This window comes from Streptomyces sp. NPDC006655 (genome assembly GCF_040703965.1).
In the GTDB taxonomy this organism is placed as follows: Bacteria; Actinomycetota; Actinomycetes; order Streptomycetales; family Streptomycetaceae; genus Streptomyces.
The window spans coordinates 15,153-34,209 of the sequence record NZ_JBEYJU010000066.1; the positions used below are offsets into that span (position 1 = coordinate 15,153).

16 protein-coding genes are annotated in these 19,057 nt (G+C 72.0%); 13 read left to right on the forward strand and 3 right to left on the reverse strand.

From position 1 onward, the window contains the following. Positions 1 to 265: 265 nt before the first annotated feature. Entirely contained in the window at positions 266 to 1,045 is a 780-nt protein-coding gene (gene map, locus AB0958_RS30700) for a type I methionyl aminopeptidase (RefSeq protein WP_366893729.1), read from the reverse strand. 44 nt (positions 1,046 to 1,089) lie between these two features. Here map and AB0958_RS30705 point away from each other — a divergent pair, with 44 nt between their 5' ends. The 9 genes from AB0958_RS30705 (at position 1,090) to AB0958_RS30745 (ending at position 12,231) form a co-directional block, all read left to right on the forward strand. Then, positions 1,090 to 1,341, forward strand: a complete 252-nt coding sequence (locus AB0958_RS30705) for a helix-turn-helix transcriptional regulator (protein WP_132893144.1) — start codon at positions 1,090 to 1,092, stop codon at positions 1,339 to 1,341. Between the two features lie 125 nt (positions 1,342 to 1,466). Next, a complete protein-coding gene (locus AB0958_RS30710; protein WP_366893730.1) occupies positions 1,467 to 2,978 on the forward strand; it encodes a hypothetical protein in 1,512 nt (503 codons plus the stop codon). Between the two features lie 143 nt (positions 2,979 to 3,121). Continuing rightward, positions 3,122 to 3,964 carry a nitrilase-related carbon-nitrogen hydrolase gene (locus tag AB0958_RS30715; protein WP_366893732.1) on the forward strand — a complete coding sequence of 281 codons (843 nt, stop codon included), beginning with the start codon at positions 3,122 to 3,124 and terminating at the stop codon, positions 3,962 to 3,964. Then, positions 3,961 to 5,244 (forward strand): aspartate aminotransferase family protein, encoded by a 1,284-nt coding sequence (locus AB0958_RS30720; protein ID WP_366893733.1) that lies wholly within the window; start codon positions 3,961 to 3,963, stop codon positions 5,242 to 5,244. The genes AB0958_RS30715 and AB0958_RS30720 overlap by 4 nt, the downstream gene beginning before the upstream one ends. Positions 5,245 to 5,460: 216 nt before the next feature. After that, positions 5,461 to 7,041 (forward strand): PucR family transcriptional regulator, encoded by a 1,581-nt coding sequence (locus AB0958_RS30725; RefSeq protein ID WP_366893734.1) that lies wholly within the window; start codon positions 5,461 to 5,463, stop codon positions 7,039 to 7,041. A 168-nt stretch (positions 7,042 to 7,209) separates the two neighbouring features. Next, positions 7,210 to 8,052: a nitrilase-related carbon-nitrogen hydrolase gene (locus AB0958_RS30730; protein ID WP_352362706.1), complete on the forward strand. Its 843-nt coding sequence runs from the start codon at positions 7,210 to 7,212 to the stop codon at positions 8,050 to 8,052. 93 nt (positions 8,053 to 8,145) lie between these two features. Next, a complete protein-coding gene (gene hydA, locus AB0958_RS30735) occupies positions 8,146 to 9,549 on the forward strand; it encodes a dihydropyrimidinase (RefSeq protein ID WP_366893735.1) in 1,404 nt (467 codons plus the stop codon). 11 nt (positions 9,550 to 9,560) lie between these two features. Continuing rightward, positions 9,561 to 10,580 (forward strand): TIGR03842 family LLM class F420-dependent oxidoreductase, encoded by a 1,020-nt coding sequence (locus AB0958_RS30740; protein ID WP_366893736.1) that lies wholly within the window; start codon positions 9,561 to 9,563, stop codon positions 10,578 to 10,580. A gap of 130 nt (positions 10,581 to 10,710) precedes the next feature. Beyond that, the gene (locus AB0958_RS30745; RefSeq protein ID WP_366893737.1) at positions 10,711 to 12,231 is read left to right on the forward strand and encodes an NCS1 family nucleobase:cation symporter-1; all 1,521 of its coding nucleotides are present in this window, start codon (positions 10,711 to 10,713) and stop codon (positions 12,229 to 12,231) included. Between the two features lie 35 nt (positions 12,232 to 12,266). On the opposite strand, the gene AB0958_RS30750 is transcribed toward AB0958_RS30745, so the two are convergent. Both AB0958_RS30750 and AB0958_RS30755 read right to left on the reverse strand, forming a co-directional pair. Further along, positions 12,267 to 12,950 (reverse strand): hypothetical protein, encoded by a 684-nt coding sequence (locus tag AB0958_RS30750; protein WP_366893738.1) that lies wholly within the window; start codon positions 12,948 to 12,950, stop codon positions 12,267 to 12,269. Between the two features lie 234 nt (positions 12,951 to 13,184). After that, a complete protein-coding gene (locus AB0958_RS30755; RefSeq protein WP_132893162.1) occupies positions 13,185 to 13,457 on the reverse strand; it encodes a GlsB/YeaQ/YmgE family stress response membrane protein in 273 nt (90 codons plus the stop codon). A 249-nt stretch (positions 13,458 to 13,706) separates the two neighbouring features. Here AB0958_RS30755 and AB0958_RS30760 point away from each other — a divergent pair, with 249 nt between their 5' ends. The 4 genes from AB0958_RS30760 (at position 13,707) to AB0958_RS30775 (ending at position 18,992) form a co-directional block, all read left to right on the forward strand. Next, positions 13,707 to 14,072: a metalloregulator ArsR/SmtB family transcription factor gene (locus AB0958_RS30760; RefSeq protein ID WP_366893739.1), complete on the forward strand. Its 366-nt coding sequence runs from the start codon at positions 13,707 to 13,709 to the stop codon at positions 14,070 to 14,072. 227 nt (positions 14,073 to 14,299) lie between these two features. Then, a complete protein-coding gene (locus AB0958_RS30765; protein ID WP_366893740.1) occupies positions 14,300 to 16,012 on the forward strand; it encodes an LCP family protein in 1,713 nt (570 codons plus the stop codon). A 217-nt stretch (positions 16,013 to 16,229) separates the two neighbouring features. Further along, on the forward strand, positions 16,230 to 18,035 hold the full coding sequence (locus AB0958_RS30770; RefSeq protein WP_366893741.1) for a gamma-glutamyltransferase: 1,806 nt from the start codon (positions 16,230 to 16,232) through the stop codon (positions 18,033 to 18,035). Between the two features lie 108 nt (positions 18,036 to 18,143). After that, a complete protein-coding gene (locus AB0958_RS30775; protein ID WP_366893742.1) occupies positions 18,144 to 18,992 on the forward strand; it encodes an inositol monophosphatase family protein in 849 nt (282 codons plus the stop codon). The last annotated feature ends 65 nt before the right edge of the window (positions 18,993 to 19,057 follow it).

Here is a 19,057-nt window from a genome sequence, read left to right on the forward strand (position 1 = left end):
TGGTGGGGGAGTGGCGGGTGGCGGTAGTGGGTGGTGGGGGAGTGGCGGGTGGCGGTAGTGGGTGGTGGGGCAGTGGCGGGTGGCGGTAGTGGGTGGCGGGGGAGTGGCGGGTGGCGGTAGTGGGCGGTGTGGCAGTGGCGGCGGGCGGTAGTGGGTGGTGGTAGTGGGTGGCGGGGGAGTGGCGGAGGCTGTCCGGCCCCGCCCGGGCCGCCTCGGGCGGGGGTCGGGGGAGCGGCATCGGTGGGCGCGGGCGGGGCGGCCCGCTTCAGTTCTCCGGGTTCCGGGCCGTGAGGATCCGCGGCCCGGCCTCCGTGATCGCCACCGTGTGCTCCGCGTGGGCCGCGCGGGAGCCGTCGTCCGTGCGCAGGGTCCAGCCGTCGGGCGCCGGGTGGTAGCCGTCCCGTCCGCTGCCGATCAGCATGGGCTCGATCGCGATGACCAGCCCCTGGCGCAGCGGCAGGCCACGGCCCGGGCGGCCCTCGTTCGGCACCCCGGGGTCCTCGTGCATGCGGCGCCCGATGCCGTGGCCGCCGAAGTCCTGCGGGATGCCGTAGCCGGCCTCCCGGCACACCCGGCCGATCGCGTGCGCGATGTCGCCGATGCGGTTGCCGACGACGGCCGCCTCGATCCCCGCCGCCAGCGCCCGCTCCGCGGTCTCCACGAGCCGTGTGTCCGCCGGGCGCGCTCTGCCGACCGTGAAGCTGATCGCCGAGTCGCCCACCCAGCCGTCGAGTTCGGCACCGCAGTCGATCGAGACCAGGTCGCCGTCGCGCAGCCGGTACCCGGTCGGGATGCCGTGCACGATCGCGTCGTTCACGGAGGCGCAGACGACGGCGGGGAAGGGGGTGGGCGCGAACGAGGGCCGGTAGCCCAGGAAGGGCGAGGAGGCGCCGGCCTCGCGGAGCACGCCACGGGCCACCTCGTCCAGCTCCAGCAGGGAGACGCCGATGTCGGCGGCCTCCCGTACGGCCGTCAGGGCCCGTCCGACGACCTGCCCGGCCGCGTACATGGCCTCGATCGATGTGTCTGTCTTCAGTTCCACCATGCCAATTAATATACCGGCTTATTCGACCGGAGTAGAATGACGGCATGGTGCGCACCCCTCTCACCCCGGAAGAGCGTGAACGCGGCGAGCGGCTCGGGCGGCTGCTGCGCGAGGCGCGCGGCGCCCGGAGCATGACGGAGGTGGCCGCCGAGGCGGGCATCTCGGCCGAGACGCTCCGCAAGATCGAGACGGGGCGGGCGCCGACCCCCGCCTTCTTCACCGTGGCCGCGCTGGCCCGCGCGCTCGGCCTGTCGATGGACGACCTGGTGGCGCGCTGCGCGCTGGTCCCGGCCTGACGCCCGGCGGCGGAGCCGGACGATGAGGGCTCTGGGCGCCCGCTGAAAACTCCCCGTAGCGCCCGCGTAACACGTCTGGTGTTGCCTACGGAACCGGAGTGTTCCGGGCCGGCGGGAGTGGGACGATGACGGTGGATCAACTCCCGGGCCGGGTGCGGGAGTTCGCGAACTACTTGGACGGGTTGCTGGCGCGCCTGGACCAGGGCGGCGGCTGGTGTGCCGTCTTCTGGCGGCGCGACCCGGACGGCATGCTGGCCTGCCTCGGCGGGCGGGAGGTGCCGCCCTGGGACGTCGTGGCGGCGCTCCTTCAGGACCTCGCCGCCGCCCACGGCCCCGAGGCCGCCGCGCGCGAGGCGGAGCGGGCCCGGTCACTGCACACGGATGCCGTCGCCGCGTACGACGCCAGGCCGGGCGCCCGGCAGGACCTCGACGACCGCCTCGACGCCATGATCCGCGAACAGCGCCACGCCGCCGAACGCCTGGCCCAGCTCGGCAGGGCGCTCGGTGCCGCGCGCTCCCGGCAGGAGGCCGAGGCACTGAACCTCGACCTGGCCTGGGCCCACGACGACCATGAACGGGCGTCGGCCCGGTGCGCCGAACTCCGAGCACGCCTGGCCCGCCTGGACGCCGCGCGGGCAGGTGTGCCGGCGCCGCGCGGCGATGACGCGGGTCCGCCGTACGACGCCGACGCCCCTGCCGGTGCGCGGCACGGCGGCGACGACCGAGCACCGCGCGGCGACGCTGCCGCGGTGTTCGGCGACGGTGCCGGAGCGCCGCGCTTGGACGACCCCGCTCCGCCGCGGGGCGCCGACGCCGACGCGTCGTACGCCGATGTCAGGAGCGAGGGGACTGTCGGCGCCCCCGCCTCCGCCCCCGCGCCCACCCCCGCCCCCGCCCCCGCCAAGCAGCGCAAGCGGCGGCGTGGCAGTGCTCGGTTCGCCGGGATGGCGGTGGAGGAGGCCGCGCCCTCCGTCGTACCGCGGACGCCGGAGCCGCCCGCGGCGGCCGGTGGTCGTGGCGGGCCGCGCGGGGCCCGGTTCGCCGGGGCCGCCGAGACGCCGGTACGGCCGGTGCCGCCGCCCGTACGGCCCGACGAGGACGATGACGAGGACGCCCGGACGGCCGTGACCGCGGCCGTGGCCCGGCTGGTCCCGCTGCGGGCGGCGGGCCGCACCGGCGAGGCGCACGCGCTGCTCGCCGAGGTCGCGCAGTGGCCCGCCGCCCGGTTCCCGCTGCTCGCGGACGCCCTCCAGGGCGCCGGACTGGGCGCCGACTGGGCCACACTGCTGTGGGAGGCGGCCTCGCTGCCGCCCGCCCGCCTCGTGCCGGTCGCGGACGCCCTCACCGGCGCCGGCCGGACCGGGGAGGCCCGGCAGATCCTGCGTCAGGGAGTGGTCCGCCCCGCCACCGAGATCGGCGAGGCGGTCCTCGCCCTCGACACGGCCGGCCGCCACCGCGAGGCCACCACACTGCTCGACGCGTACGTCCAGGTCCGCACCCCGGAAGAGGCGGCGCACAGCGCGGAACCGGATCCGCACCGGCTCGTCCCGCTGCTCCTGCGTTCGGCGCGGCAGATCTCGGAGCAGCACCACCGGGACCTGCTGCACGCCCTGCGGGTGGCGGGCCTCTCCTCCTGACCGGCGGGAGTCGGGACGCCCCCCCCGGCATCCGCCAGCCAGGTACGAAACACGATCGACTCCGCGGCTTCACGACGATGGTCTTGGCAAGGGCCCCGAGGGCGCTTACTTTCGACCCTCTACGGGCGTAGAAGGAGCAGCTCATGGCCAACGTCGTACGCGCCGCTCTGGTCCAGGCCACCTGGACCGGCGACACCGAGTCCATGGTGGCGAAACACGAGGTGCACGCCCGTGAGGCGGCCCGCCGGGGTGCGCGGATCATCGGGTTCCAGGAAGTCTTCAACGCCCCCTACTTCTGCCAGGTCCAGGAACCCGAGCACTACCGCTGGGCCGAACCGGTCCCCGACGGCCCGACCACCCGCCGCATGCAGGAGCTCGCCCGCGAGACCGGCATGGTGATCGTGGTCCCGGTGTTCGAGATCGAGCAGTCCGGCTTCTACTACAACACCGCCGCCGTGATCGACGCCGACGGCACCTGCCTGGGCAAGTACCGCAAGCACCACATCCCGCAGGTGAAGGGTTTCTGGGAGAAGTACTACTTCAAACCGGGCAACCTGGGCTGGCCGGTCTTCGACACCGCCGTCGGCAAGGTCGGCGTCTACATCTGCTACGACCGCCACTTCCCCGAGGGCTGGCGGGAACTCGGGCTCGGCGGCGCCCAGTTGGTGTACAACCCGTCGGCCACCCACCGGGGGCTCTCGGCGCACCTGTGGCAGCTGGAGCAGCCGGCCGCCGCCGTCGCCAACGAGTACTTCGTGGCCGCCATCAACCGGGTGGGCCGGGAGGAGTACGGGGACAACGATTTCTACGGGACGAGCTATTTCGTCGATCCCCGTGGGCAGTTCGTGGGGGAGGTCGCGAGCGACGTGAGCGAGGAACTCGTCGTCCGTGACCTCGACCTCGACCTGATCGAGGAAGTGCGGCAGCAGTGGGCCTTCTACCGCGACCGCCGTCCCGACGCCTATGAAGGGCTGGTACAGCCGTGAACGACCTCTTCGCCCGCCACCGCCAGGTCCTGCCCGACTGGCTGGCGCTCTACTACGACGAGCCGCTGGAGATCACCCACGGCGAGGGCCGGCACGTCTGGGACGCGGACGGCAACCGCTACCTCGACTTCTTCGGCGGCATCCTCACCACGATGACCGCGCACGCGCTGCCCGAGGTCACCAAGGCGGTGAGCGAGCAGGCCGGCCGGATCATCCACTCCTCCACCCTCTACCTCAATCGCCCGATGGTGGAACTGGCCGAACGCATCGCCCAGTTGAGCGGCATCCCGGACGCCCGGGTCTTCTTCACCACGTCCGGCACCGAGGCCAACGACACGGCCCTGCTGCTGGCCACGACGTACCGCAGGACGAACACGATCCTGGCGATGCGCAACAGCTACCACGGCCGCTCCTTCAGCTCGGTCGGCATCACCGGCAACAAGGGCTGGTCGCCGACCTCGCTGTCCCCGCTCCAGACGCTCTACGTGCACGGGGGCGTCCGCACCCGGGGTCCGTTCGCCGAGCTGAACGACCGTGACTTCATCGCGGCCTGCGTCGCCGACCTGCGTGACCTCCTCGGCCACACCCGCCCGCCGGCCGCGCTGATCGCCGAGCCGATCCAGGGCGTCGGCGGCTTCACCTCCCCGCCCGACGGGCTGTACGCGGCCTTCCGCAAGGTCCTCCAGGAGCAGGGCATCCTCTGGATCGCCGACGAGGTGCAGACCGGCTGGGGCCGCACCGGCGAGCACTTCTGGGGCTGGCAGGCGCACGGCCAGAGCGGCCCGCCGGACATCCTGACCTTCGCCAAGGGCATCGGCAACGGCATGTCCATCGGCGGCGTGGTGGCCCGCTCCGAGATCATGAACTGCCTGGACTCCAACAGCATCTCGACGTTCGGCGGCACCCAGATCACCATGGCGGCCGGCCTCGCCAACCTGTCGTACCTCCTGGAACACGACCTCCAGGGCAACGCCCGCCGGGTCGGCGGCCTCCTCATCGAACGCCTGCGGGCCGTCGCCGCCCAGCTGCCGGGCGTACGGGAGGTCAGGGGACGCGGGCTGATGATCGGCGTCGAACTGGTCAAGCCCGGCACGGACGAGGCCGACCCCAAGTCGGCCGCCGCCGTCCTGGAGGCGGCCAGGGAGGGCGGCCTCCTGATCGGCAAGGGCGGCGGCCACAACACCAGCGTCCTGCGCATCGCCCCTCCGCTGTCCCTGACGGTGGCGGAGGCGGAAGAGGGCGCGGCCATCCTCGAACAGGCCCTGCGGACCGCCTACTAGGCGCCCTGCCGGAAGCGCCGCGAGACGCCTTGTGTCGGCCGCGGCGCCGTCGTGGCCGGTCGCGCAGTTCCTCCCCCAGCCTTCGGCCGGGGGTGCCCCCAGCGCCCCTTCAGGGGGCTGCACCAGCGCCCCTTCAGGGGCGCGGGGAACTGCGCGACCAGCCCCCACCGGCCGGCAGCCGACACACGCACCGATCCAGACCGAGGGACACGCAAGATGACCGCCACTTGGGAGCCCGCCGGCACAACCGACCCCATCCTGTCGGTCCGCCAGATCCTCGCCCTCGAAAGGGTCCTCGCCGGCGACCCCGAGGTGGTCGCCGGCACCGCCCACCTCGACCGCCCCGTCCGCTGGGTGCACGTCGCCGAGGCTCCCGACGTCGGCGTCATGCTCACCGGCGGAGAGATGGTCCTCACCACCGGCGTCCTGCTCGCCGGCGACGAGCAGGGACAGGCCGAGTACATCCAGTCCCTGCACCGGGCCGAGGCCGCCGCGGTCGTCCTCGGCCTCGGCCGTGCCTTCCCGGCGCCTCCCGACGCCATGCGCCGCGCGGCGGACCGCTGCGGCCTCCCCATGGTGGTCCTGCACCGCCCCTTCCCGTTCGCCGAACTGACGGAGGAGGTCCAGTCCCGCCTGGTGCGCCGGAAGTTCGCCGCCGTCAGCCTCTCGGAGTCCGTCCGCACCGCCCTCACCGGTCTCATCACGGCCGGCGCGCCCCTCCAGCGGCTCCTCGACGAGGTCGCCGTGCACAGCGCCTGCCCCGTCGTCGTCACCAACCTCGCGCACCGGGTGCTGGCCACCGCGGGGGAGCGCTCGGCGGTCGACGACGTGCTGCGCGACTGGGAGCGCATCGCACGCCAGGCGGGCGGCGCCGAGGGCGACGGCTGGATCCGCGCCGAACTGGGCGGCCGTGGCGAACGCTGGGGCCGGATCATGCTCTGCGGCTACCGGGGCGACACCGCCACCGGACGCCTCCTCGCCGACCGCGGCGCCGAGGCCCTCGTCCTGCACCGGATGCTCGGCGGCGGCTCGGCCCACACCTGGGAGGAGCAGTCCGCGCAGAGCCTGCTGACCGACCTGGTCTCCGGAGTCGTACCGGCACGGCAACTGCTGCCCAGGGCACGGGCGGCGGGCCTGCCGGTCAACCGGCGCACCTTCGTGCCGCTCGTCGTACGCGACGGCGACCCCGCCCGGCTGGAGAGAACCCTGCGCCTGCTGGGGCTGTCCGGACTCGTCGCCGAACTCACCGAACACCGCACCGCCGTCCTGCTCAGCCTCGCCCGCGACCAGGACGCCGACGCCCTCGCCGCGCACTTCGCCGCCCGGCTGTACGGCGAGGCACCCGCGCACGGAGCGGTGGTCGCCGCAGCGGGCCCCTGCACCGCCTGGGACGACGTGCCCGCCGGGCTGCGCGAGGCCCAGCACGTGGCCGACGCGGTCGCCGACACGGCCGCCGCCCTCGACCTCCCGGCGGTCGTCCGGCTCCGGGACGTCCACCTGCGCGGCCTGATCAGGCTGTTGCGGGACGACCCGGACGTCCAGTCCTTCGCCGAGCGCGAGCTGGACGGACTGCTCTGCGGGAACGGCACCGAGCAGGACCTCCTGAACGTCCTGCGGACCTATCTCGCCACCGGCCGCAACAAGTCCCGCACCGCCCAGCTGCACCACGTCTCCCGCCCCGCCCTGTACCGCAGGCTGGAGGCGATACAGACCCGGCTCGGTGTCGACCTCGACGACTTCGAGCAGGCGGCCTCGGTGCACATCGCGCTCCTCGCGCACGACGCGCAACAGCAGTGAAACATGCGACGACCTGGGAAAACGGTGGTGAAACATGGGCCATGAAGAGCGTGACACAGTGGCACGCCGACCGCCCCCGGACGTGACACGGTGGCAGTCGAAGCCCGTCCGCGGACTTCCTAGGCTCCTCGCACCGAGCGACGCACCCCCGAGCGACCGGAGGTCCCGATGAGCCGAGTGATTCGTGCCGCCCTCTTCCAGACCGCCTGGACAGGCGACAAGGAATCGATGATCCAGGTCCATGAGCAGGCGGCCCGCGACGCGGCCGCGCAGGGCGCCCAGGTCCTCTGCTTCCAGGAACTGTTCTACGGCCCCTACTTCTGCCAGGTGCAGGACAAGGCCTTCTACGAGTACGCCGAGCAGGTCCCGGACGGCCCGGTCGTCCAGCGCTTCCAGGCCCTGGCCCGGGAACTGGGCCTCGTCCTGATCCTGCCGGTGTACGAGGAGGAGCAGCCCGGCGTCCTCTACAACACCGCCGCCGTGATCGACGCCGACGGCTCCTACCTCGGCAAGTACCGCAAGCACCACATCCCCCAGGTCCCGGGGTTCTGGGAGAAGTTCTACTTCCGCCCGGGGAACGCCGGCTGGCCGGTCTTCGAGACGGCCGTCGGGAAGATCGGCGTCTACATCTGCTACGACCGCCACTTCCCCGAGGGCTGGCGGGCGTTGGGCCTCGCCGGTGCCGAGATCGTCTTCAACCCGTCGGCCACCTCGCGCGGACTCTCCCGCTACCTCTGGCAGTTGGAGCAGCCGGCGGCGGCCGTCGCCAACGAGTACTTCGTCGGCGCGATCAACCGGGTCGGTGTCGAGGACCTGGGCGACAACGACTTCTACGGCACCTCCTACTTCGTGGACCCGGAGGGCCAGTTCGCCGGCGAGGTGGCCTCCGACAAGGAGACCGAACTCGTCGTCCGTGACCTGGACCTGGCCAAGCTCCGCGAGGTCCGCGACCGCTGGCAGTTCTTCCGAGACCGCCGCCCGGACGCCTACGGCCCCCTGACGGCCCCGTAACAGCGCCCCCCGTACCAGCGCCCCAAAGGGGGCGCGGGGAACTGCGCGACCAGCCACGTCGGACCCGCGCGTGACCACGAAGGAGAGGACCCCATGACCGGCCGGACAGTAATCCGCGGCGGACTCGTCATCACCGCGTCCGACGAGATCCACGCCGACGTCCTGATCGAGGACGGCCGCATCGCCGCCCTCGCCGCCTCCGCAACGCCCGCCGCGGCGGCGTTCACCGCCGAGCGCACCATCGACGCCACCGGCAAGTACGTCATCCCGGGCGGCGTCGACGCCCACACCCACATGGAGCTGCCGTTCGGCGGCACCTTCGCCTCCGACACCTTCGAGACCGGCACCCGGGCCGCCGCCTGGGGCGGCACCACCACCATCGTCGACTTCGCCGTGCAGAGCGTCGGCCACGGCCTGCGCGAGGGCCTCGACGCCTGGCACGCCAAGGCCGAGGGCAACTGCGCCATCGACTACGGGTTCCACATGATCGTCTCCGACGTGAACCAGGAGACGCTGAAGGAGATGGACCTGCTCGTCGAGGAGGGTGTCACCTCCTTCAAGCAGTTCATGGCCTACCCGGGCGTCTTCTACTCGGACGACGGCCAGATCCTGCGCGCCATGCAGCGCTCCGCCGAGAACGGCGGCCTGATCATGATGCACGCCGAGAACGGCATCGCCATCGACGTGCTGGTGGAACAGGCCCTGGCCCGCGGCGAGACGGACCCCCGCTACCACGGCGAGGTCCGCAAGGCGCTGCTCGAAGCCGAGGCCACGCACCGGGCCATCAGGCTCGCCCAGGTCGCGGGCGCTCCCCTCTACGTCGTGCACGTCTCGGCGATGGAGGCGGTCGCCGAGCTGGCCCGGGCCCGCGACGAGGGGCTCCCGGTCTTCGGCGAGACCTGCCCGCAGTACCTCTTCCTCTCCACCGACAACCTCGCCGAGCCGGACTTCGAGGGCTCGAAGTACGTGTGCTCGACGCCCCTGCGCCCCAAGGAGCACCAGGCCAAGCTCTGGCAGGGCCTGCGCACCGACGACCTCCAGGTGGTCTCCACCGACCACTGCCCCTTCTGCTTCGTCGGCCAGAAGGAGCTGGGCCGCGGCGACTTCTCGAAGATCCCCAACGGACTGCCCGGCGTCGAGAACCGGATGGACCTGCTCCACCAGGCCGTCGTGGACGGCCACATCACGCGCCGCCGCTGGATCGAGATCGCGTGCGCCAACCCGGCCCGGATGTTCGGGATGTACCCGAAGAAGGGCACCATCACCCCGGGGGCCGACGCCGACGTCGTCATCTACGACCCGCACGCCGAGCAGGTCGTCTCCGCCGAGACCCACCACATGAACGTCGACTACTCGGCGTACGAGGGCAGGCGCCTCACCGGCCGGGTCGAGACGGTCCTCTCGCGCGGCGTACCCGTCATCACCGAGCGGGAGTACACCGGTCACGCCGGACACGGCGTCTACACCCCGCGCTCCACCTGTCAGTACCTCAACTAGGAGTGGCGCCCATGGACTTCGGACTCGTCCTGCAGACCGACCCACCGGCCTCGCGCGTCATCAGCCTGATGAAGCGCGCCGAACGCAACGGCTTCTCGTACGGCTGGACCTTCGACTCCGCCGTGCTCTGGCAGGAGCCGTTCGTGATCTACAGCCAGATCCTGGCCAACACCACGAAGCTGACGGTCGGCCCGATGGTCACCAACCCGGGCACCCGCACCTGGGAGGTCACCGCCTCCACCTTCGCCACCCTCAACGACATGTTCGGCAACCGGACCGTCTGCGGCATCGGCCGCGGCGACTCCGCGATGCGGGTGGCCGGCCGCAAGCCCAACACCCTCGCCCGGATCAGCGAGGCCATGAAGGTCATCCGCGCCCTCGGCCGGGGTGAGGAGGCCGACCTCGGCGGTACCGTCGTCCGGTTCCCGTGGATCAAGCCGGGTGCCGAACTCCCGGTCTGGATGGCCGCATACGGCCCCAAGGCCCTGAAGATGACCGGAGAGGAGGCCGACGGGTTCATCCTCCAGCTCTCCGACCTCTACCTCACCGAGTACATGGTCAAGGCGGTGAAGGACGCGGCGGTGGCCGCCGGACGCGACCCGTCCGAGGTCACCATCTGCGTCGCGGCCCCCGCGTACGTCACCGAGGACGACTCGCCCGAGGCCCTCGCCCACGCCCGCGACCAGTGCCGCTGGTTCGGCGGCATGGTCGGCAACCACGTCGCCGACCTGGTCGAGAAGTACGGCGCGCACTCCGCCGCCGTCCCCGACGAACTCACCGAGTACATCAAGGCCCGCCAGGGGTACGACTACTCGCACCACGGACGCAGCGGCAACCCCGACACCGAGTTCGTGCCCGACGAGATCGTGGACCGCTTCTGCGTCATCGGCCCCGTGGAGAAACACATCGAGAAGCTGACCGCGCTGCGCGAACTGGGCGTCGACCAGTTCGCCGTCTACGACATGCACGACGCGCAGGAGGCCACCATCGACGCGTACGGGACAAAGGTCATCCCCGCCGTCAACCGATAGCCGCCTCCTCGCAGTTGGTCTCCCCCCTTCCCGCCGTCCCGGGAAGGGGGTCAGGGCGCACCCCACACGCGTACCCCCCGCCCCGCCCGCACGGCCTTTCCCGTCCCACCTCACCCCGATTGGCCTGCCCATGACCGACACCGCTCCCTCCGCCATACCCCTGTCCGGTCAAGTCGCCCTCCCCGACGGGCGCGTCGAGCTCACCCCGGGCTCCCCGCCGCCGAGCGGTCCGTACGCCAACGAGGACCTGCTGCCGGTCCCCGTCGCCAAGCGCACCTGGACCACGTACAACTTCTCCGCGCTGTGGGTCGGCATGGCCCACAACACGGCGTCCTGGACCCTGGCCTCGGGGCTGATCGCGGTCGGCATGGACTGGAAACAGGCCGTGTTCACCATCGCCCTGGCCAACCTCGTCGTCCTCGTGCCGATGCTGCTCACCGGGCACGCCGGACCCAAGTACGGCATCCCCTTCCCGGTCTTCGCCCGCGCCTCCTTCGGGGTGCGCGGCGCCAACCTCCCCGCCGTGGTGAGGGCGTTGGTGGCCTGCGGCTGGTTCGGCATCCAGACCTGGATCGGCGGCGAGGCGATCTACTTCCTGGCCGGCAAGCTGATCGGCGACAGCTGGGCGAACGCCTCGCACGTCGGCGGCTACGCCTGGACCATGTGGCTGTCGTTCGCGCTCTTCTGGGTGCTACAGGTCGCGATCATCTACCGGGGCATGGACACCATCCGCCGCTTCGAGAACTGGGCGGCGCCCTTCGTCCTCGTCGGCGCCTTCGTGATGCTGATCTGGATGAGCCACAAGGCCGGCGGCCTCGGCCCGCTCTTCGACCAGCCCTCCAGACTGGGCTGGGGCGGCGGCTTCTGGAAGATCTTCTGGCCCTCGCTGATGGGCATGATCGGCTTCTGGTCCACGCTGTCCCTGAACATCCCCGACTTCACCCGGTACGGCCGGAGCCAGCAGGCGCAGACCCGCGGACAGGCCCTCGGCCTGCCCACCACGATGACCCTGTTCGCCTTCCTCTCCGTCCTGGTGACCTCGGGCTCGCAGGCCGTCTACGGGCAGCCGGTCTGGGACCCGGTCCAACTGGCCGCCAAGACCGACAACGTGGTGGGCCTGCTCTACGCCCTGGTCACCGTCCTGGTCGCGACCCTGTCCGTGAACATCGCCGCCAACCTGGTCTCGCCCGCCTTCGACTTCTCCAACATCGCGCCCAGGAAGATCAGTTTCCGCACCGGCGCACTGGTCACGTCGGTCCTCGCGGTACTGATCTTCCCGTGGAAGCTCTACTCCGACCCGCAGGGCTACATCTTCACCTGGCTCGGGCTGGTCGGCGGTCTGCTCGGCACCGTCGCCGGCATCCTCATCGCCGACTACTGGGTGCTGCGCCGCACCCGCCTGGACCTCGCCGACCTGTACCGAAGGGGCGGCCGGTACTGGTACGACGGGGGCTGGAACTGGCGGGCGGTCGTCGCCTTCCTCGTCGGCGGCGTCCTTGCGATCGGCGGGGCCAGCTTCAAACCGCTGATCGACGGCAGGCCCGTCCCGGCGCTCTCCCCGCTCGCCGACTACGGCTGGGCGGTCGGTCTCGGCACGTCACTGGTGCTGTACCTGGCGCTGACCCGGCTGGTGCCGCCCAGGGAGTCCTGAGCGGGTGACGCGCGAAGGGCAGCCGGGCCCGTCGGCTACCGGCTGCCCTTCAGCGCGGTCACCGCGCTCTTCGCGGCCTTGATGGCGCCCTTGTTGATCTCGTCCGTGCTCGGCGCCTTCTTGTTCTCGAAGTCGCTGCCGTTGTAGGTGACGATCACCAGCGCGTTGGAGACCTGGGCCATCACCACGCCCTCGCGGGTCTGCTGTTTGTCCTGGGTGGTCAGGTTCACCACGGAGTAGCCGTTGTCCCCGAGACCCGGCACCGCCCCGCCGCCGCCCTTCTCGGCGACCCGGTCCCGGTACTCCTTCGCGGCCGCCGCGTCGGTGTCCATGATCTCGAAGGAGACGTCGAGCCAGCGGTAGTCGTACCCCTTGAGCGCGTTCCACGAGCAGGTGCGGCGCAGCTTGGTGTCCGTGGAGGGGATCTCCTTGCCGGCCGTCTGCGCGCCGGGCACCAACGACGTGACGGTGGCCGCGGGGATGGACCCGCAGGGGGCGGGGGACGTGGTGTACGTCTTCGTACCGGCCGCCCCGGTCGCCGAGGACGACGACGGGGTGTCGCCCGCCGACTGGCCGGCCGACTGTTTGGTCGTGTCACCTGAGGTACCGGCTGTCGCCGTCGTGTCGGGACCCGACGCCATCGCCCAGCCCGCACAGGCGAGCACGGCGACCGGCGTCAGGCGCGCGGTGAGGGCGAGTGGCAGTGGAAGAGATCGCAAGTCGCACTTCTCGCTGGGGACGGGGTGCGGAGGAGTCCACCCTGTGGACGGGACGCCAGTTTCACACGACTCCCTGTGGGGTGGAAGCAGAATCGGTGCCTTGCCTGTGAGGCTGGTGTGACGCCCCGTCGACGGCCCGGGACGGCCGTCCCGTACATCCGGAATGTCATGCGGGCAGCGTCCCTGTACTTCCGGAATGTCGTGACTGCGGCGGCCCGTCGAGGGTGACCGGAGTCACCGTCGGTCGCGCGAGTTGCCGAAGAGCAGCCGGTAGCCGATGAGGAGGACGAGGGAGCCGGCGATCGCGGCGCCCCAGGTGTAGAGGTCGAAGAAGTGCTTCTCCACCGGACGGTCGAGGAAGCGGGCGGAGAGCCAGCCGCCGACGAAGGCACCCGCGATGCCGATCAGGGTGGTCCCGATCAGGCCGCCCGGGTCGCGGCCGGGCAGCAGGATCTTGGCGATGGCTCCGGCGAGGAGGCCGAGGATGATCCAGCCGATGATGCCCACGTTGGTTGTCCTCCCGTTACGGGGTGTCGTTCGTGTCGACGCGCATTGCTGACTTGCGTTGTTGCGCAAGCTTATGAAGCATCGCGGGCGTCCGGGGCGCCTGACGCCGAGCCGTCGACGAGCTGTCACCCGCTCATGACAATGCGGGTGACGCGGGGCGGACGCCGTGGGGCCCGGCACCGGACCGGTGACCGCACGCCTACACTGAGTGGGCGTCCGTGCCGGAGCTGTGACGGGAGGGAGTGGGCTGTGGGGGAGAACACCGGTGGCTTCGTCGACCCCTCCGACGGGGTGCTCACCGAGGCGGCCGCGGTGTTCGGGCTGCTCGCCTCGCCGGCCCGACTGCACCTCATGTGGGCGCTCTCGCAGGGCGAGAGCGACGTGACGTGCCTCGCCGACCGGGTCGGCGGCGCGCTGCCCGCGGTCAGCCAGCATCTGGCCAAGCTCAAGCTGGCCGGACTGGTGCGCTCCCGCCGTGAGGGGCGGCGGCAGATCTACTACGTGGACGACCCGGATATCGTGACCGTCGTACGGGTGACCGTCGGCCAGTTGACGGCTCGCTCGGGGCAGGTTCCGGCGCCGCCCGTGCGCCGGCTGCGCGAGGCGGGTGTCTGAGCGCGCCGGATCGTACGTGCGTATGAGGGGTGACGGAATGGGCGTGCCGGAGGTTCCATGACATCCCTCACCTGTGAATTCGGTCGGGCTCTGTGCTCTCGGGGCCGCGAGTTTGTTAGATTGCGCAATCACGCAACCCAAAAGGGCCCGGCTCGGGGCTGCCCGTGCCCCGCCGTGGCCGTCCGACCGTACCCGCCGACGGACCCGACCGTTCATGGGAGTGGAAGATGACCGACCCGTGGGACGGCCCGGGAGGCCAGGCCACACGCCGCCGCACCGACCAGGTGCCCGGCCAGCGTGGTGCCCTGCCCGACGGGACACGGACGACCGGAGGCCGGGCCGCGGCCCGGCAGGCGGCCAAGTCCCGCGGTGGAAGCGGCGGAAACAGGGGCTCGCGGCGCGCCAGGCCGGCCGGGCGCGGCAAGCGGGTGCTGAAGATCGTCGGCCTCTGCACGGCGGTCCTGGTGCTGGTCACCGCGGGCGCGGGCTGGTGGTTCTACCAGCACCTCAACGGCAACATCAACAGCGTCTCCCTCGACGGCAAGGGCGGCACGGAGAAGGCCGACGCGTTCGGCCGGACCCCGATCAACATCCTGGTGATCGGCTCCGACGGCCGTACCAGCAAGGCGGACTGCAAGCTGGGCGGCGGCTGTTCGAAGACCGGCGTCCAGACCGGCAACGGCAACGCGGACGTGGAGATGGTGGTGCACATAGCCGCCGACCGCTCCAACGCCACCGTCATGAGCATCCCCCGGGACACCATGGTCAACGTCCCGGCCTGCAAGGACGTCGCCAGCGGCCAGTCCACCTCCGGCTACTACGGCCAGGTCAACAGCGCCCTGGAGTACGGCCCCGCCTGCCAGGTCGACACCATCCACCAGCTCACCGGCATCCCCATCGACCACTTCGTCAAGCTGGACTTCTCCGGCGTGGTCAAGATGTCCGACGCGGTCGGCGGCGTCTCCGTGTGCGTCAACGACAACGTGTACGACACCTACTCGCACCTGAAGCTGTCCAAGGGCACCCACACCCTCAAGGGCGAGGCGGCACTGGAGTTCGTCCGCTCCCGGCACGGCTTCGGCGACGGCAGCGACCTCGGCCGTACCGTCTCCCAGCACATCTTCCTCAGCGCCATGATCCGCAAGTTCAAGAGCGCGGGCACGCTCACCGACCCCACCGCCGTCTACGACCTCGCCGACGCGGCCACCAAGGCGCTCACCGTGGACGACGGCCTCGGCAGCGTCAAGAAGCTGATCTCGCTCGCGGCCGACGTGAACAAGGTCCCCACCAAGCGGATGACCTTCACCACCATGCAGACCGCGCCCGATCCGACCAACAGCAACCGGGTGGTGGTGGGCTCGGGTGCCAAGGACCTGTTCGCCACCATGGCCAACGACCAGTCGCTGACCACCAGTTCGGGCAAGAAGTCGTCGGCGGCCGAGGCGACCGGGAAGCCGTCGGCCACCCCCGCGTCCGTCCCCGCCGCCCAGATCGCCGTGACCGTCGAGAACGGCACCACCGTCACCGGTCGCGCCTCCGCGATCGCCACCTATCTGATCTCGCAGGGCTTCAGCACCAGCACCACCACCGCCAACGCACCGAGTTCGGCGACCACCACCACCGTGACCTACGGCTCCGGCGACAAGGGCGAGGCGGCGACCGTCGCCAAGGCACTGGGCGTGCCCGGCTCGCACGTGAAGCAGGGCTCCGGAACCGGTGTCGTGCTGGTCATCGGCAGCGACTGGACGAGCGGCACGAGTTTCCCCGCGGCCTCGGGCGACACCAAGGCGGCCGTCTCCCACGCCAATGCCTCGACCGCCGACGACTCCAAGACCTGCGCGAAGGTCAGCCAGTACCGGACGGTCAGCCTCAACGGCGTGCCGATGACCCCGGCCCAGGCGTACGCGGCGGCGCGCGGCAAGCCCGACTCGGACCAGTGAGACGGGTTCCCGGCACGGCGGGAACGGCGACCGCGAGAGATCGTGCGGCGGAGGATTGCGCGCGCGGCGACCGTGAAAGCATGTAGCTGCCCGGCAGTTCGGGCGGCGGCTGTTCGGCAGCGTCTGCTCGGGCGGCGTCTGCTCGGGAGGGGTCTGTTCGGGAGGGGTCTGTTCGGGCAGCGCACAGCGGTCGGTCGCGCGAGCAACGAGGTGAGAGATGCGGTTCACCACCCGCCCCACGCTCCAGGGCACCTTCGGCATGGTGTCGTCCACGCACTGGCTGGCCTCCCAGTCGGCGATGGCGGTCCTGGAGACCGGCGGCAACGCCTACGACGCAGCCGTCGCCGGCGCGTTCGTCCTGCACGTGGTGGAGCCGCACCTCAACGGGCCGGCCGGCGAGGTGCCGATCCTGCTCGCCCCGGCCGGCGGCGAGGTGCGGGTGCTGTGCGGGCAGGGCGTGGCCCCGGCCGGCGCCACCGTCGCCCACTACCGCGGCCTCGGGCTGGACCTCGTCCCCGGCACCGGCCCGCTGGCCGCGGCCGTCCCCGGTGCCTTCGACGCCTGGCTGCTCCTGCTCCGCGACCACGGCACCAAGCCCCTCGACGAGATCCTGACGTACGCCATCGGCTACGCCGAGCACGGGCACGCGCCGGTGGAGAACGTCGGCGCGACCGTGCGGAGCGTGCGCGAACTGTTCGAGACCGAGTGGACGTCGTCGGCGGAGCTCTACCTGCCCGGCGGCCGGGCACCCCGGCCCGGCGAGCTGCTGCGCAACCCCGCCCTCGCCGCCACCTGGAAGCGACTGCTCGCCGAGACCGCGGGGGCCGGCGACCGGGAGTCGCGCATCGACGCCGCCCGCGAGGTGTGGCGCTCCGGCTTCATCGCCGAGGCCCTGCTCCGGCAGGCCGCCCGCCCCACCATGGACACCAGCGGCGAGCGGCACACCGGCACCCTCACCGCCGCCGACCTCGACGCCTGGTCCGCGAGCTACGAGAGCCCGGTGTCGTACGACTGGAACGGCTGGACCGTGTGCAAGGCCGGCCCCTGGAGCCAGGGTCCCGCCTTCCTCCAGCAACTCGCCCTGCTGCCGCCCGAGCCGTCCGCACTGCCGGCGTACGGCTCCGCCGACTACGTCCACCTGCTCGTCGAGGGCTGCAAGCTCGCCATGGCCGACCGGGAGGCCTGGTACGGGGACGCGGCCGAGGTGCCGCTGGCCGACCTGCTCTCCGAGCCGTACAACGCCGGCCGACGGGAGCTGATCGGAGCCGAGGCATCCGACGAACTGCGGCCCGGAAGCCCCGGGGGACGCCGGCCCCGGCTGCCCGGGTACCCCCGGGTGGAGACCCGGCCGGACGACGCCTTCGATCCCCTGGGCGCCGGTGAGCCGACGGTCGCGCAGGTCGCCCCCGACGGGGCCACCCGCGGCGACACCTGCCACCTGGACGTCGTCGACCGCTGGGGCAACATGGTCGCGGCCACCCCCAGCGGCGGCTGGCTCCAGTCCAACCCCGTCGTCCCCGAACTCGGCTTCCCGCTCGGCACCCGGCTCCAGATGGCCTGGCTGGAGGAGGGGCTGCCGAACTCGCTCACCCCGGGGCGCCGCCCCCGCACCACGCTGACCCCGTCGATCGCGCTGCGGGACGGGACCCCGGTGCTGGCCTTCGGCACGCCGGGCGGCGACCAGCAGGACCAGTGGCAGCTGCACTTCTTCCTCGCCGTGGCCCTGCGCGAGCCGGTCCGCGGCGGGCTCGACCTGCAAGGCGCGATCGACGCCCCGAACTGGCACAACGACAGCTTCCCCAGCTCCTTCTTCCCGCGCGGGTGCCGCCCCGGCAGTCTGACCGTCGAGTCCCGGACGGACCCCGGGGTGGTGGCCGAGCTGCGCCGGCGCGGCCACGACGTGACGGTCGGCCCCGGCTGGTCGGAGGGGCGGCTGTGCGCGGTGGCCCGGGACCCGCGGACCGGGGTGCTCTCGGCGGCGGCCAACCCCCGCGGGATGCAGGGGTACGCGGTGGGGCGCTGACGCCCGAGCCCTCCGAGGTTGATCGCCGGCGCCGTCTGTTCCGCCGGATTCCATCGCCCGTACACCGGGGCGGCGGGGATTGTCAGTGGCACGTGCTCTCATGGAGGCATGATCGAAGCAATGGAGACCATCGACGAGTTTCTCCTCCGGCACGCCGTCGACGTCGAGGACGCCATCCGCAAGGCGGCCCGCACCGAGATCCTGCCCCGCTGGCGCAGGCTCGCCGACCACGAGGTCGACCAGAAGGCCGGACCGCACGACCTGGTGACGGACGCCGACCGGCTCGCCGAGCGGTACCTCACCGAAGCCCTCGGCGCCCTGCTGCCGGGTTCCGTGGTGGTCGGCGAGGAAGCCGTGCACGCCGACCCGGAGACGTACGAGGCGCTCCAGGGCGACGCGCCGGTGTGGATCGTCGACCCGGTCGACGGCACCCGCCAGTTCGTGCGCGGCGAGGACGGCTTCTGCACGCTGGTCGCACTCGCCCACCGGGGCGTCCTGCTCGCCTCCTGGACCTACGCCCCGGCCCGCGAGCAGCTCGCCACGGCGGTGCGCGGCAAGGGCGCCCACCTCGACGGCGTCCGGCTGGTCTCCGGGTCCCCGGAGCAGGGCCGGGACCTGCGGATAGCCACCTCGCACCCGGATTACACGACCGACGCGCAGAAGCGCGAGCTGTTCGCCCTGTGGGTCGACGGCGTCGCCCCGCGCCCCTGCGGCTCGGCTGGCCTGGAGTATCTCGCCGTCGCCCGGGGCGAGTTGGACGCGACGGCGTTCTCCTGGGAGGCCGCCTGGGACCACGCGGCCGGACTCCTGCTGGTCGAGGAGGCGGGCGGCGCCCACCTCACCCGGGACGGCGTGCCGTTCCGCGTCACCGGCGACAACGCGCTGCCGTTCACCGCGGCCCGCGACGCGGCCACCGCCCAGCGGGTCGTGGACCTGCTGCAGAACCCGCACTGGTAGCCCGAGCGGGGAGTGTGTCAGTCCTCCGGCATATCCTGAGGCCGAGTGGCCATCGGCTGACGAAG